Genomic DNA, 13901 nt, shown 5'->3' on the forward strand with positions numbered 1-13901 from the left:
GCTGCCGAAGGCTGCGAATCGCGGTATTTCAGGTCAAATGGTTTCGCAGCCTTCGGCAGCTCCTACAGGGAATTATGTTCACTCAGATCTATCCATCAACCTCTGCAACTCAGCCCGGCGCTGCGCAATCGGCAGTGCACCCAAACGCTCTACCTGTGCATAAAACGCCTGCCAGTCTCTGTTCACGTTTCTGAACAGCGCTTCAAAGGCAGGCACCCATTGATCGTAGAGCCCAAAGGGCAGCAACCTGGCGTTGTTCATCGGTGCGTTGATCCAGGCGTCATAACGCTTGTCTCCCGACCATTGCTGATCACGCAATAGCCGGTACTCACTGCGCAGCCTTTCGAATTCCGCCGCCTTGCGCTGGCGCATCAGCTCGGCGCTCAGGGGTTGGCGGTAAAGCTGCATGAGTCGCTCGCGGGTAGCCAGTACCAGCCGTGTAAGTTCATCTCGCTGTTTTGATTGCGTTAAATGCTCAGGAGCAAGCCCGCGCACAATGCGCCATTGTCGGGTGCCTTCCTGCTCGACGAAGCTGGCGTAGGACTCATTGAACTCAGTGTCATCCTTCACATAGAAACGCTGGTGCGCCAACTCATGAAAGATCAACGTCGCTAAACGCTCGTCACCCCAGCCCAGCATAGAGCTGAGAATCGGATCATTGAACCAGCCCAGTGTGGAATAGGCTTCCACACCGCTTACATAGACGTCTTTTCCCTCCTGGCGCTGTAACGCTGCAGCGCCTCTGGCACCGCCGATGCTGTAATAGCCGCGATAGGCCACGCACCCGGCGATGGGGAAACAATGGGTGATCGGCTCAAGAGAAAACTCGTCCGTGGCGAACACATTCCAGACCACGTACGGGCGTCCGAGATCGGCATAAAGCCGGTAGCTTTTATTGTCAGGAAGGTGCAACTGGCTGCTGGCAAAGTCGCGTGCTTGCCGGGAAAAAGCCAGACGCTGGCGAAGTTTCGGATCACGGGTCTGATCAGCGATCACATCCTCGACCGGCTCACGAGCACGTAGCAGCTGAAACTGGCCGCTCACCAACTGGTCGTAATAGCTAAGGCTGGAACAACCGCTGAGCAGCAAAATCGCCAACAGCGGCCAACTGCGCCAAAGGCATGAAGCGTTGAGACTCGGCATGGACAGCCTTTAAAGTTGCACACATGGCGCGTTATGCCGGACAGCGAGGGCATTTCGCAACTACTATCGAGATCCTTTGAAGCCGAGCTGAACATGCGCCCTTTATTGATGCTCTTAGCCCTTGCCGCACTGGCTGGATGTGCAGGCCCCATGCCTGCCGTTGATCCGGCTCAAGCCTGGGTCGATATGCGGACCATGACCGGCAAGCTGGTCATGGCTGACAAGGTGGACGGCAAGACGACCTATGACGGCCGTTACTTCCAGCTATCGCCAGGCAGTCACCGGCTTCAGGTCCGCTATGACTATGAAATCCACTACGGTGGCTTCACGGCCATGGGCGACGAGTACACCGAGCTGACGTGCTACGTCGAACTGCACAACGCAAACTTCGCCGCCGGGCAGCGCTATATGATCGAGGTCCGCTCATTGACCAACGATGTGACCGCCGAACTACTGGATGCCCAGCGTAACGTTCTGGCGGAACAGGACCATGTCACCTGCATCTGACGATCAACGATCGTTTTTCTGGTAGATGATTTTGCGTGTGCCGTTATCGCAGGTGCCAACGACCATGTTCTGGTCTTGGGCCTCGTCATTGGTGACGATTTCCAGCGTGTAGGAACTGACGTTATTGGCCTGAATCTTGGCTTCGATCTCGGCTTTCAACTCTTCACAGTCTTTAGGCGCGGCGAGGGCGCTGGTGGCCAGCGAAAGACCCAGTACGGCTAATGCAAAACGTTTCATGCTCGACTCCTCGACACCACTAGAGCAGCACGCGCCGGAATGATTCCCGCGCCTTCGCTGCTTCTCACCATAGACATTACCCGGTCTCAGCAAGTTCGGCACTCGTCAGTCGGGTCGAACTTCTTTGTGAGCGGCTCATCACATCCTGACGATTAACTGACTGAGTGATGTATGAACGCACCTTTCATCCAATGGGTTATCCAGTACAAGGACGCCCTGACGGTCCTGATCAGCATCGGTACGCTGATCGTCTGGGTGCTCTACGCACAACTGCTGTTGAATAATTATCGCCGCCAGCGTCGACCGCGGATCATTATCAATAGGGGCGCAGGTAAAGGCATCGGCTCGCTGTGCCTGATCAGCAACATGAGCGCCGAGCCCATCTTCATCAATCAGATCGTGCTGGTACTCAATACCAATCAGGGCCAGCTATGCTGCGATGTCACGGACATCCGGGAAGAAAGCAAAGGCGAGATCGAACAGGATCTGATTCTGCACAACGCGACTCGCCAAGGGCCATTGGGCACGGGCGACTTCACGCATATCGGCTCTTTCGCTTCGCTCATCCAGCGTCTGGCGCTGCTTCACGCGATTCCCATGCAGGGTCAAAAACCAGCGCAAGAGTGGAAGTTTTCCAGCCTGGAAGTGCGTGTGATCGCATTCTACGGCTCTGACAAGCACGCCATTGGTGCAAGCCGGGGATTTGAGCTTAGTAATGCTGAGGAGGATGGCTGCCAGCTGATTGCGCAGTCACGGGAAAGCCTGCAGTACAACTCGGCGTGGCACCGTCGCAAGGTACGTCGGCAATGGATGCTGGATGTGGAGGGGTAGAGAGAGTCGACCCTACGCCGAACACTGTAGGAGCTGCCGAAGGCTGCGAAAGCGATAGTCCTGAGACACCGCTATCGCAGCCTTCGGCAGCTCCTACAGTTCAATCATATGCCCTGAACCGATCAGCTAAGCAGCGTAGCGTCCAGAGTGATTTTTGCATTCAGGACTTTCGAGACCGGGCAGCCTTCTTTGGCCATAGTGGTCAGCTTGTCGAACTGCTCTTGAGTCGCGCCTGGCACTTTGGCCTTCAGCGTCAAATGAACTGCTGTGATCGCGAAGCCGCCATCAACCTGATCCAGAGTGACGTCTGCCGTCGTATCGATGCTTTCAGCGGTGAGGTTCTCGCCGCCCAGGATCATCGACAGCGCCATGGAGAAACAGCCTGCGTGCGCTGCGCCAATCAACTCTTCTGGGTTGGTGCCTTTGCCGCCTTCAAAACGAGCCTTGAAGCCGTAAGGCGCTTCACGCAGTACGCCGGTTTCAGTGGAGATGCTGCCGATGCCAGTCTTCAGGTCGCCTTCCCAGTGGGCCGATGCTTTTTTGACAATGCTCATGGTGTCTCCTCATGGATAAGTGCGTTTCGCACGGGGTTAAGGGTTCTGAGGATAGCTCGGTCTGGAAAGTTCAACTGTAGGAACGATCCGAAAATAAAGTAGCATTTTTCTACTTTAGGGATTGAATCTGGAGCATATGCCCTTATCCTCTTAAGCAACCGCGGGTTTCGGTCATTAGCGTTTTCTCCATCTGACGGGTCATGCGCCAAGCCTGCAAAACACTTTCGAGGATCGTTGACGACCTATGAAACGTTTAGCTGATGTGAAGATTTCCACGCTTGATCTGGTACCCGTACGCCACGACTCAGGTCCTGCTCAGTCCCTGCGCAACTCGCTTGACCTGGCGCAACACGTCGAAAAACTGGGCTACAACCGCTTCTGGGTGGCCGAACATCACAACATGGATGGCATCGCCAGTTCGGCCACTTCAGTGCTGCTTGGCTATCTGGCGGGCGGCACATCGACCATTCGCGTCGGTTCCGGTGGGATCATGCTGCCCAACCATGCACCACTGGTGATCGCCGAACAGTTCGGCACCCTGGCAAGTCTGTATCCGGGCCGGATCGATCTGGGTCTGGGTCGCGCACCGGGTTCCGATCAAATGACCGCCCGGGCCTTGCGCCGGGAGCGCTCTGGCAGTGCTGATGACTTCCCCGAAGATGTGGCTGAGCTGATGGCCTACCTTGGCCCACGCACACCTGATCAGCGAGTCATCGCCGTTCCGGGCACTGGTACCAATGTGCCGATCTGGTTACTGGGCTCAAGTCTGTTCAGTGCCCAACTGGCCGGGCAACGCGGGTTGCCTTATGCATTCGCGTCGCACTTCGCGCCGCGCTACATGCATGAAGCCATCCGGGTTTATCGCAATCACTTCGAACCTTCAGCGGTGCTGGACAAGCCATACGTGATGCTCGGCGTGCCGCTGGTGGCCGCCGATACGGATGAGCATGCAGAGTATCTGGCGACATCGCTGTATCAGCGGATTCTTTCGCTGATGCGCGGCCAGACATTGATGCAGAAGCCGCCTGTGAAAAGCATGGAAGGGCTGTGGTTGCCTCATGAACGTGAAGCGGTGAGCGATTTCCTCGGCCTGGCCATGGTCGGCAGCAAAGAAAAAATCCGTGCACGGCTGGATGTCTTGCTGGAGCAGACAGACGCAGATGAACTGATCTTCACCTGCGACATGTATGAGCATGACGATCGCTTGCGCTCGTATGAAATTCTGGCTGAGGCAGCAAGAGGCTAATATCAGTTTCAGAACCGCAACTGAACCTGTGCAGACTGTGTGAAAACCCTCAGACAAAAACAAACTGCGCGCGCTCACGTGAAATCTTTAAAAGTTTGTGTAGGTCACAGACCTCCAACTCACGTAGGAGCGCGGTTTTTTGAGCGTTTTTTAGCCAGCTAATTGGCTCGTGAGGTTTTCACACAGCCTGTGTGGGAGCGAATTCATTCGCGAAGGGGCCGGGACATTCACAACATCTGCGTCGTCAGGAATGCCGCCTTCCCGAATGAATTCGGTCCCACAGGTATCTGCGGTCGAGAAAGCCCACAAAAAAACCGACTTCAACGAGTCGGTTTTTTTGTATCTGCAATCTGATCAGCCGCGCTGATACACGATTTCCTTGGCGCCGCCTTCACAGCTGCCGACAACTTTCTTGTCGGTCACGCTGCCTTTGTCGACGACTTCAAGCGTGTAGGACGAAGCGCCTTTAGCCTGCAGCTTTGCGTCAATTTCAGCTTTCAACTCTTCGCACGGCTTGCCAGCCGCCAGGGTGGTCCCGGCAATGCTCAGCAAACCTACCGCCAATAGAAACTTCTTCATTGGTCAAACTCCTTCGTCAGGCCAAATCAGGTCATTTACGGGGCAAACGACCTGAAAGAATTAACCACGCCGACGATTGTTCGCAACAGCGGGCTCTATCTGTGTAGCGGAGGATATGGCAATAAGCCAGTGCGAAAGTTCAGCAATGATCAGCTGTTGGCAATCCGAAAGCCTACTTTCAGGGTGACCTGGAAGTGCGGAACCTTGCCGTCTTCAATATGACCACGGGTCTCAGTCACTTCGAACCATTCCAGATGATTGATGCTCTTGCTGGCCTCGGCCAACGCGTTGTTGATCGCGTCTTCGATGGTGGTGGTAGACGAGCCAACCAGCTCAACCTTCTTGTAAGTGTGATGATCAGTCATGGCAGTTCTCCTAAGGGTCATTACGAGCGCAGCAGTGGGCACGCTCCCTACCTCTGTGGGGAAAAGCGACATAAAAGTTCAGCATTTTACAAAAACCCAAACGCACTTTCTGAAAAGCCCGTAGTCGGAAACAACACACGCCACTCACCATCGCAGGAGAAACATCATGGCTAGCACTTCACTACGTAAAGCCTCGCTTCAAAGCATGGAAGCGGAAATCGAAAGTCTGTTGAAATCACTTGAAGGCTTGAAATCCGATGCGTCGGACGAGTCGCGCAAGACCCTCAAAAATTTGAAAGCCAACGCTGAAAGCGCGCTCAGCCACTCGCGCAGCCTGCTGAGCGATGTGTATGAAGACGTCAAAGTCAAAACCCGCGAAACCAGCGTTGCCACTCGCGACTACGCGCAAGAGCACCCTTGGACTACCGCCGGTGTTGCAGTGGGCGCGGTTGGCCTGCTGGCTGCCTACCTGCTGTTCAAACGCGGCAACTGATTAAAGTCTAATCAGCTCAGGGCCTTCCCGAACGTTTCAGCTCATTTTTTAACCAGTTGGCTAATGATTGAGCGCGCCCGTCAGCGGCACGTTTGGGAACCCAGAGCGCCAGTTGCGCCGGGGTTTCGCTGAAACCCCATGGCGCAACCAGGCGACCAGCCCGCAGGTCATCTGCAACCAGCGGCTCAGGCGCAATCGCAACACCCAGGCCAGCCACGGCCGCCTCCAGCAAATAATACAAATGCTCAAAACCCTGCCCATACTGCAGCGCCTTAGGGTCGATGCCGTTTTGTTGCGCCCAACTGGGCCAGGCTTGCGGCCGTGAAGTGGTTTGCAGAAGGGTTTCGTTGAGCAACTCTTCCACCGACGCCTGCTGCAACTGTGCATAACGGGAAAAGTGCGGGCTTAACACCGGGCCAATTCGCTCACTCGCCAGCTCGAAAACCTGCATGTCCGCCGGCCATGGCGGCTCGGCGAACACCAGCAGCGCGTCCAGCCCTGGGCGACGCGGATCCAGATCACCTTCGCCCGCTGACAAGTGCAGGCGCAGGTCGGGCAAGTCCGCATTCAGCCGTCCCAGACGAGGAATGAACCAGCGCGCCAGCAAGCTTCCGGAACAGCCCAATACAAAAGGAGCATCTGCATGGCCCTGACTGAGCTCGGCACACACCGCGCGCAGGCGGTCGAATGCATCGCCGCTGGCGTCTCGAAGGCGAACGCCTGCATCTGTGAGTTTAAGGCCACGCCCCTCCTTGACGAACAAGGCGACGCCCAGGTGCTCTTCAAGCACCTTCAGTTGCCGACTCACTGCACCGTGAGTCACGTGCAGCTGTTCAGCAGCCTGACTGACGCTGTTCAAGCGTGCAGTGGCTTCGAAGGCTCTTAATGCATTTAGCGGAGGAAGGTCGTGGCTCATGGTATCTGTGAGTTTTCCTGACAGGTCGCGGCGATCTTATCGGTTTTCAGATGAGTTGGCTCTGGTTAAAGTGTGTCCATTGCCGATCCGGCTCACTCATTCGCTTATCGACCCTGGAGGTCACATGACCCAGACCAACTTCAGCAGCGGCCCAGACGCCAACGGCTTGTTCGGCTCATTCGGCGGCCGCTACGTTGCCGAAACCTTGATGCCATTGGTTCTCGACCTGAATCGCGAGTACGAAGCTGCCAAAGCCGACCCGGAATTTGTCGAGCAAATGACCTATTTCCAGCGTGATTACATCGGTCGTCCAAACCCTCTGTACTTCGCTGAGCGTCTGACCGAGTTCTGCGGCGGCGCAAAAATCTACTTCAAGCGCGAAGAACTGAATCACACCGGCGCGCACAAGATCAATAACTGCATCGGCCAGGTCCTGCTGGCCAAGCGCATGGGCAAAAAGCGCCTGATCGCCGAAACCGGCGCCGGCATGCACGGTGTGGCGACGGCCACTGTCGCTGCACGCTTTGGCCTGCCATGTGTGATCTACATGGGCGCTACCGATATCGAGCGTCAGCAAGCCAACGTATTCCGCATGAAGTTGCTGGGTGCTGAAATCGTCCCGGTCACCTCCGGTACCGGCACCCTGAAAGACGCGATGAACGAAGCTCTGCGTGACTGGGTAACCAACGTCGATGACACCTTCTACCTAATCGGCACCGTGGCAGGCCCACACCCGTATCCGGCGATGGTTCGTGACTTCCAGTCAGTCATCGGCAAGGAAACCAAGGTTCAGATGCAAGAGAAAGAAGGTCGTCTGCCCGATAGCCTGATCGCTTGCGTCGGTGGCGGCTCCAACGCCATGGGCCTGTTCCATCCATTCCTGGATGACAACAGCGTGGAAATCATCGGTGTCGAAGCCGGTGGTCATGGCGTCGAGACCGACAAGCATGCCGCCAGCCTCAACGGTGGTGTACCAGGCGTCCTGCACGGCAACCGCACGTACTTGCTGCAGGATAACGATGGTCAGATCACCGACGCGCATTCGATCTCTGCCGGTCTGGACTACCCAGGCATCGGCCCGGAGCACGCTTACCTGCACGAAGTGAAGCGCGTCGAATACGTCAGCATCACCGACGAAGAAGCGCTGGAAGCCTTCCACCATTGCTGCCTGCTGGAAGGCATCATTCCGGCACTGGAAACTGCTCACGCCCTGGCCGAAGCCATGAAGCGCGCCACCAACCTGCGCGATGATCACCTGATGGTCGTATGCCTCTCGGGTCGCGGTGACAAAGACATGCAAACCGTCATGAACCACATGGCCGCCGCCGAACAGAATAAGGAGATGCTGGTATGAGCCGCCTCGAACAACGTTTCGCCCAGCTGAAAACCGAAGGCCGCGCGGCACTGGTGACCTTCGTCACCGCAGGCGATCCGGGTTATGACACCTCGCTGAAAGTGCTCAAGGGCCTGCCTGCAGCCGGTGCCGATGTCATCGAACTGGGCATGCCGTTCACCGACCCAATGGCCGATGGCGTGGCAATTCAACTTGCCACCCTGCGTGCTCTGGATGCCGGGCAGACGCTGCTGAAAACCCTGCAGATGGTCAGCGAGTTCCGCGTCGACGACCAAACCACGCCGATCGTGCTGATGGGTTACTACAACCCTATCCATCGTTATGGTGTGGAAAAATTCGTCGCCGCTGCCAGCGAAGCGGGCGTTGATGGCTTGATCATCGTCGACTTGCCACCCGAGCATGACGCCGAACTGGCGACGCCCGCTCAGGCTTCCGGCATCGACTTCATCCGCCTGACCACGCCGACCACCGACGATGCGCGTCTGCCGCGTGTTCTTGAGCGCAGCTCCGGCTTTGTCTATTACGTGTCGGTTGCGGGTGTGACCGGTGCAGGCTCGGCGACGATGGAGCACGTTGAAGGCGCAATTGAGCGTCTGCATCGCCACACCAGCCTGCCGATCTGTGTCGGTTTTGGCATTCGCACCCCGGAGCAGGCGGCAGCCATCGCTCGCCTCGCAGACGGTGTAGTGGTGGGTTCGGCACTGGTGGACAAGATCGCCAATGCCGCCTCGCCAGAGCAGGGCGTCGATGATGTGTTGAGCCTGTGTGCAGCCTTGGCTGAGGGCGTACGTAAAGCTCGTGTGAGCTGAAGGTAAAGTTCCTGATACAGAGGAATCAAAGCGCAAACACCTGTACTAAGTAGTCAGGCAAAGGGGTTCAGGGTTCATGCCTTGAACCCCTTTTTGCTGCATTGAATTCTTCAGGAGCAACACATGAAACTGCCGAACCGTTTGATTGCCGGGCTGGGTATCTTGATGATCAGCGCCAGTCCGCTGTTGCAAGCAGCGCCACAAGATCAGCGCGGCGGCCCTGACGATAACCGTCAAGGTCAGCAACAAGGTCCAGGTCCGCAGAGCAAAGGTGGTCATGAGCAGGGCAGACAGGGTCAAAACCCGGGCCCAGGCAATGACAACCGTCCGCAACAGCAAGCGCATCAGGACAACCGCGGCGGCAATCGTCCACCGGAAAATTTTGATAGCGTGCGTAATACCATTCAGCAGCACCGCGACGTGATCGGCCGTGGTCAGCCGCTGCCGCCGAACATTCATGTGGTCAAAGGCCACCCATTGCCGCCGGGCTACGGCAAACGCCTGGACTCGCGCTCGCTGCAACACCTGCCTCATTACGATGGCTACGAATGGCGTCGTCTGGGTAGCGACGTGGTACTGATCGCCGTGGGCACCGGGATTGTCTACGCGATTCTGGATGGTGTTTTGAATTAACAAAAACCCTGACTGTAGGAGTGAGCTTGCTCGCGATTGGGTCTCTTGGCCGACGAATTGATCGCCTGAACTGACGCCATCGCGAGCAAGCTCACTCCTACAGATCCAATGTCTACTGCAAGACAGCGCGGTGTCAGAGCCACAGGTTCTGATTTAGTTCGCATTAGCGCCTGAACATCCCTAGATTCAAAGGCCGAACCGCCCCCATCCAGATCGCATGCTCGGTATGATCCGCCAGCTCATCGCCAGTCAGCGGATGGGTAAACACCACCAGACCATTGCGATTCAGCGCCAGCCAAAGCATCACATCGGCAAACTGCTGATGATCAAATGCCAACTGGCAACTCCAGTCGGTATGCGGGCCAACCGGCCGCTCGTGAACCCTGCCCATCGCCAAGCCAAACTTCTCGACCGCCGCCTCACACAAGGCACGTGCCTGCTCGAGAGTGTCAGCATCGAAGTAAACGTGGGCGTGATAACCCTGAATCTCTGACATGGGCGTAAGTGCTCCTTTCGACCAACTATTAAATGCACTCTATGTAGGAGCTGCCGAAGGCTGCGAAAGCGGTACTTCTGACACTCCGCCATCGCAGCCTTCGGCAGCTCCTACATATTCATTGCTTGCTGCGCAATAGCGCTGCCCCCTATTCAAACCGCAATCGACGGCAATGGCCTGCCCGTCAACGAAGTCCCGCTCTGCGCCTGCTCACTCGCCAGCCAATCCACAAACTGCTGAACGATCTGCACCCGCCGTTTACGTTGCGGCAGCACAACGTAATAGCCATAAGCGGAGACTGCTGTTGCATCCACAGGGCGACATAGCAAACCTTGATCGAGCAGGGCGTCCACGAGATGACGCCAGCCGATGGCGACGCCCTGGCCCGCAATGGCTGCCTGAATCAGCAAGGTGTAGTTGTCGAAGCGCAGCTGTCCGGGAGCAGGGGCCTGGTGAATGTTCAAGGCTCGAAACACGCCGCCCCAATCGAACCAGTTGGCGCTGCCTTCGCCTCGCAAATGCAGCAGCGGGAACTCACGCAAGACGTCAGTGGGCAAGGGCGGCTCTCGTCCGGCCAGTAACTGCGGGCTGCACACCGGGAAGACTTCCTCGCTGAACAACCAGCGGCTCTCGCCCTGCTTGAAACGCCCATCTCCGAACAGGACGGCAACGTCGATATCGGCGCGCAGCATGCTGTGACTGCGCTCACTGGTGACGAGACTGACGTCCACGTCCGGATGAGCTTCGTGAAAACGATGCAGGCGAGGCATCAGCCAGTAGGCGGCGAAAGCAAAGTCGGTGGCGACCTGCAGTACTTCGTGTTGATGCTGATGGGTGATCGCGATCAAACCTGCGTCCATCGACTGCAAGCCGGTCTGCACATGGCTGAAAAGAATGTCGCCTGCATCCGTCAGCTCGATGCCACGGTAGATCCGGTCAAACAACCGGGTGGCCAGTTGTTCTTCCAGGCGTTTGATCTGCTGGCTCACGGCTGGCTGAGTGGTGCCCAGCTCAATGGCTGCGGCTGTAAAACTGCGTAGGCGCGCTGCGGACTCAAATGCCCGCAGCAGATCCAGCGAGATATCACCGAGCGATTCAAACATAAGCTGTACTTATCCTAGGCATTGCCATGCATGGGCTTTACCTTAAATCCCATGGGTCCCATCCTCAATCGCAGCACTTTCGCATAAATATTCACTATGGGATGCCGCGAAATACATGAAGCGCAAAAATATTCTTTTCATCATGGCCGATCAAATGGCCGCGCCGATGTTGCCGTTCTACGCCTCATCTCCCATCAAGATGCCCCATTTGAGCCGCCTCGCCGCTGAAGGTGTGGTGTTCGATGCCGCTTACTGCAACAGCCCACTGTGCGCGCCATCGCGTTTCACGCTGGTCAGCGGGCAGTTGCCCAGCAAGATCGGCGCTTACGACAATGCCGCGGAATTCCCGGCAGACATCCCGACTTACGCGCACCATCTGCGCCGCCTGGGCTACAAGACTGCGCTGTCGGGCAAGATGCACTTCTGCGGGCCTGACCAGTTGCATGGCTACGAAGAGCGCCTGACCAGTGATATCTACCCCGCCGACTATGGCTGGTCCGTCAATTGGGACGCGCCGGATGTGCGTCCGACCTGGTATCACAACATGGCGTCGGTGCTGCAGGCTGGCCCATGCGTGCGCACCAACCAGCTGGACTTCGATGAAGAAGTGGTCTTCAAAGCCCAGCAATACCTGTTCGATCACGTGCGCAACGACGGCGATCAACCGTTCTGCCTGACGGTTTCCATGACTCACCCGCACGATCCGTACACCATCCCGAAACCGTTCTGGGATCTGTACAGCGACGACGAAATCCCGATGCCTCGTCATCAGCCGGATCAGGCCGATCAGGATCCGCACTCCCAACGCCTGATGAAAGTCTATGATCTCTGGGACAAGCCGTTACCCGAGGAGAAAATCCGCGATGCACGGCGTGCTTATTTCGGCGCGTGCAGCTACATCGACAGCAACGTCGGCAAGCTGATGCAGACGCTGGAAGACATCGGCCTGGCGGACGACACCATCATTGTGTTCTCCGGCGATCATGGCGACATGCTGGGCGAACGTGGTCTCTGGTACAAAATGCACTGGTTTGAAATGGCAGCTCGCGTACCGCTGCTGGTTTATGCGCCAGGTCATTACAAGGCCGGACGTGTTGGTGCCGCAGTTTCCACAGCTGATTTGCTGCCAACATTTGTCGCCATGGCAGAAGGGGAACTGGTGGATGGCCTGCCACTGGACGGTCAATCACTGATGCCGCATCTTCTGGGCGAGGGGGGTCATGACGAAGTGTTTGGCGAGTACATGGCCGAGGGCACTAACAGCCCGCTGATGATGATCCGGCGCGGCGCGTACAAATTCATTTATTCGGAGCAGGACCCATGCCTGCTGTTCGATGTCCATAACGATCCACAGGAGCTGGAAGAGCTGAGCCAGTCGGACACTCACCAGCAACTGTTTACTGAATTCCTGGCTGAAGCACGAGCCAAGTGGGATATACCGGCGATACACCACCAGGTGCTCGCCAGCCAGCGCAGAAGGCGCTTTGTCGCTGAATCGCTGGCACTCGGCAAGCTGAAGAGTTGGGATCACCAGCCGCTGGTAGACGCCAGTCAGCAGTACATGCGCAACCATATTGATCTGGACGATCTGGAGCGCAAGGCACGTTATCCACAACCTTGACCCTGCCAAAAAATCAAAAAACTAGGGGAAGTTAATGAAGACGTTATCCAAAACACTCGTGATTGGGGTCATGGCATTGAGCAGCCTTGCGGTACAGGCTGCCGAGCAAAGTTGCAGCACCGTCAGAATGGCCGATCCGGGCTGGAGCGACATTGCTGCAACCAACGCCATTGCCGGCTTCCTGCTGGACGGGATGGGCTACAAGGCCAAGGTCGACACCCTGGCGGTGCCGATTGCCTACGGCGGTCTCAAGGATGGCAAGCTGGACGTCTTCCTCGGCAACTGGATGCCAGCGCAGCAGGGTTTCTATGACAAGTTCGTCGCAACCGGGGATGTCACCCAGTTGGCGAAGAACCTGGACGGCACCGAATTCACCCTGGCCGTACCGGATTACGTCTGGGACGCGGGTGTGCATAACTTTGCCGACCTGAACAAATTCGCCGACAAGTTCGAGAAAAAGGTTTACGGAATTGGCTCCGGCGCGCCCGCCAACCTGTCGATTCAGAAAATCATCAAGGAAAACGAATTCGATCTGGGCAGCTGGAAGCTTGTCGAATCCAGCGAGCAAGCGATGTTGGCGGAAGTGAATCGCCGGGTGAAAAAAGACCAGTTCGTGGTGTTCCTCGGCTGGACGCCGCACCCGATGAACGTGCAGATCAAAGGCCTGCATTACCTCAAAGGCGGCGAGAAATACTTCGGCGACACCGGCACCGTGCACACCCTGACCCGTAAAGGTTACGCCGAAGCATGCCCGAATGTAGGCAAGCTGCTGACCAACCTGACGTTCACTCAGGAGATGGAAAACAGCATCATGGCCGACGTGACCAACAACAAAGTCACCAATGCTGCCGCGGCCAAAGCCTGGATCAAATCAAACCCGGCCGTGCTGGATAAATGGCTGGATGGCGTGAAGACCATCGATGACAAAGATGCACTGGCGGCGGTGAAGGCGAAGCTTTAAAAGGACTAATCACACAAAGCTGTAGGAGCTGCCGAAGGCTGCGATACGATATG

17 protein-coding genes are annotated in these 13901 nt (G+C 56.8%); 9 read left to right on the plus strand and 8 right to left on the minus strand.

Going from position 1 to position 13901, the window contains the following annotated elements:
• Positions 1–78: 78 nt before the first annotated feature.
• Positions 79–1143: an aminopeptidase gene (locus RX972_RS08735; protein WP_316874091.1), complete on the minus strand. Its 1065-nt coding sequence runs from the start codon at positions 1141–1143 to the stop codon at positions 79–81.
• Positions 1144–1293: 150 nt separating this feature from the next.
• On the opposite strand from RX972_RS08735, the gene RX972_RS08740 reads away from it, so the two are divergent.
• Positions 1294–1650: a hypothetical protein gene (locus tag RX972_RS08740; protein WP_316874525.1), complete on the plus strand. Its 357-nt coding sequence runs from the start codon at positions 1294–1296 to the stop codon at positions 1648–1650.
• A 3-nt stretch (positions 1651–1653) separates the two neighbouring features.
• Here the strand turns inward: RX972_RS08740 and RX972_RS08745 are convergent, their stop codons facing one another.
• Entirely contained in the window at positions 1654–1887 is a 234-nt protein-coding gene (locus RX972_RS08745; RefSeq protein ID WP_027901543.1) for a DUF1161 domain-containing protein, read from the minus strand.
• A 171-nt stretch (positions 1888–2058) separates the two neighbouring features.
• On the opposite strand from RX972_RS08745, the gene RX972_RS08750 reads away from it, so the two are divergent.
• Positions 2059–2718 (plus strand): hypothetical protein, encoded by a 660-nt coding sequence (locus RX972_RS08750; protein ID WP_176560676.1) that lies wholly within the window; start codon positions 2059–2061, stop codon positions 2716–2718.
• Between the two features lie 122 nt (positions 2719–2840).
• Here the strand turns inward: RX972_RS08750 and RX972_RS08755 are convergent, their stop codons facing one another.
• Positions 2841–3272: an OsmC family protein gene (locus RX972_RS08755; protein ID WP_027901545.1), complete on the minus strand. Its 432-nt coding sequence runs from the start codon at positions 3270–3272 to the stop codon at positions 2841–2843.
• Between the two features lie 244 nt (positions 3273–3516).
• Here RX972_RS08755 and RX972_RS08760 point away from each other — a divergent pair, with 244 nt between their 5' ends.
• Positions 3517–4518 (plus strand): LLM class flavin-dependent oxidoreductase, encoded by a 1002-nt coding sequence (locus tag RX972_RS08760; RefSeq protein WP_231674856.1) that lies wholly within the window; start codon positions 3517–3519, stop codon positions 4516–4518.
• A gap of 354 nt (positions 4519–4872) precedes the next feature.
• On the opposite strand, the gene RX972_RS08765 is transcribed toward RX972_RS08760, so the two are convergent.
• Both RX972_RS08765 and RX972_RS08770 read right to left on the minus strand, forming a co-directional pair.
• Positions 4873–5097 (minus strand): DUF1161 domain-containing protein, encoded by a 225-nt coding sequence (locus RX972_RS08765; protein ID WP_027901547.1) that lies wholly within the window; start codon positions 5095–5097, stop codon positions 4873–4875.
• A gap of 149 nt (positions 5098–5246) precedes the next feature.
• Positions 5247–5462 carry a dodecin gene (locus RX972_RS08770; RefSeq protein ID WP_316874099.1) on the minus strand — a complete coding sequence of 72 codons (216 nt, stop codon included), beginning with the start codon at positions 5460–5462 and terminating at the stop codon, positions 5247–5249.
• A 166-nt stretch (positions 5463–5628) separates the two neighbouring features.
• On the opposite strand from RX972_RS08770, the gene RX972_RS08775 reads away from it, so the two are divergent.
• A complete protein-coding gene (locus RX972_RS08775) occupies positions 5629–5955 on the plus strand; it encodes a YqjD family protein (protein WP_027901549.1) in 327 nt (108 codons plus the stop codon).
• A gap of 16 nt (positions 5956–5971) precedes the next feature.
• Here RX972_RS08775 and RX972_RS08780 read toward each other — a convergent pair whose 3' ends face one another.
• Positions 5972–6871 (minus strand): LysR family transcriptional regulator, encoded by a 900-nt coding sequence (locus RX972_RS08780; RefSeq protein ID WP_316874101.1) that lies wholly within the window; start codon positions 6869–6871, stop codon positions 5972–5974.
• A 124-nt stretch (positions 6872–6995) separates the two neighbouring features.
• On the opposite strand from RX972_RS08780, the gene trpB reads away from it, so the two are divergent.
• From trpB to RX972_RS08795, 3 genes are all read left to right on the plus strand, one after another.
• Positions 6996–8225 carry a tryptophan synthase subunit beta gene (gene trpB / locus RX972_RS08785; protein ID WP_027901551.1) on the plus strand — a complete coding sequence of 410 codons (1230 nt, stop codon included), beginning with the start codon at positions 6996–6998 and terminating at the stop codon, positions 8223–8225.
• Entirely contained in the window at positions 8222–9034 is an 813-nt protein-coding gene (trpA, locus tag RX972_RS08790) for a tryptophan synthase subunit alpha (protein WP_027901552.1), read from the plus strand. Before trpB ends, trpA begins: the two co-directional genes overlap by 4 nt.
• Before the next feature lie 123 nt (positions 9035–9157).
• Positions 9158–9667, plus strand: coding sequence for an anti-virulence regulator CigR family protein (locus RX972_RS08795; RefSeq protein ID WP_231674858.1), 510 nt, complete (start codon positions 9158–9160; stop codon positions 9665–9667).
• A 163-nt stretch (positions 9668–9830) separates the two neighbouring features.
• Here the strand turns inward: RX972_RS08795 and RX972_RS08800 are convergent, their stop codons facing one another.
• Complete coding sequence (locus RX972_RS08800; RefSeq protein WP_316874106.1) at positions 9831–10163, minus strand: DOPA 4,5-dioxygenase family protein; 333 nt, start codon at positions 10161–10163, stop codon at positions 9831–9833.
• Positions 10164–10315: 152 nt separating this feature from the next.
• Complete coding sequence (locus RX972_RS08805; protein ID WP_099270213.1) at positions 10316–11266, minus strand: choline sulfate utilization transcriptional regulator; 951 nt, start codon at positions 11264–11266, stop codon at positions 10316–10318.
• A 115-nt stretch (positions 11267–11381) separates the two neighbouring features.
• Between RX972_RS08805 and betC the strand changes: the two genes are divergently transcribed.
• A complete protein-coding gene (gene betC, locus RX972_RS08810; protein WP_316874109.1) occupies positions 11382–12887 on the plus strand; it encodes a choline-sulfatase in 1506 nt (501 codons plus the stop codon).
• A 34-nt stretch (positions 12888–12921) separates the two neighbouring features.
• Complete coding sequence (gene choX / locus RX972_RS08815; protein ID WP_231674861.1) at positions 12922–13848, plus strand: choline ABC transporter substrate-binding protein; 927 nt, start codon at positions 12922–12924, stop codon at positions 13846–13848.
• Positions 13849–13901 lie beyond the last annotated feature (53 nt).

The organism is Pseudomonas syringae group sp. J309-1, assembly GCF_032582135.1.
GTDB lineage: Bacteria > Pseudomonadota > Gammaproteobacteria > Pseudomonadales > Pseudomonadaceae > Aquipseudomonas > Aquipseudomonas quasicaspiana.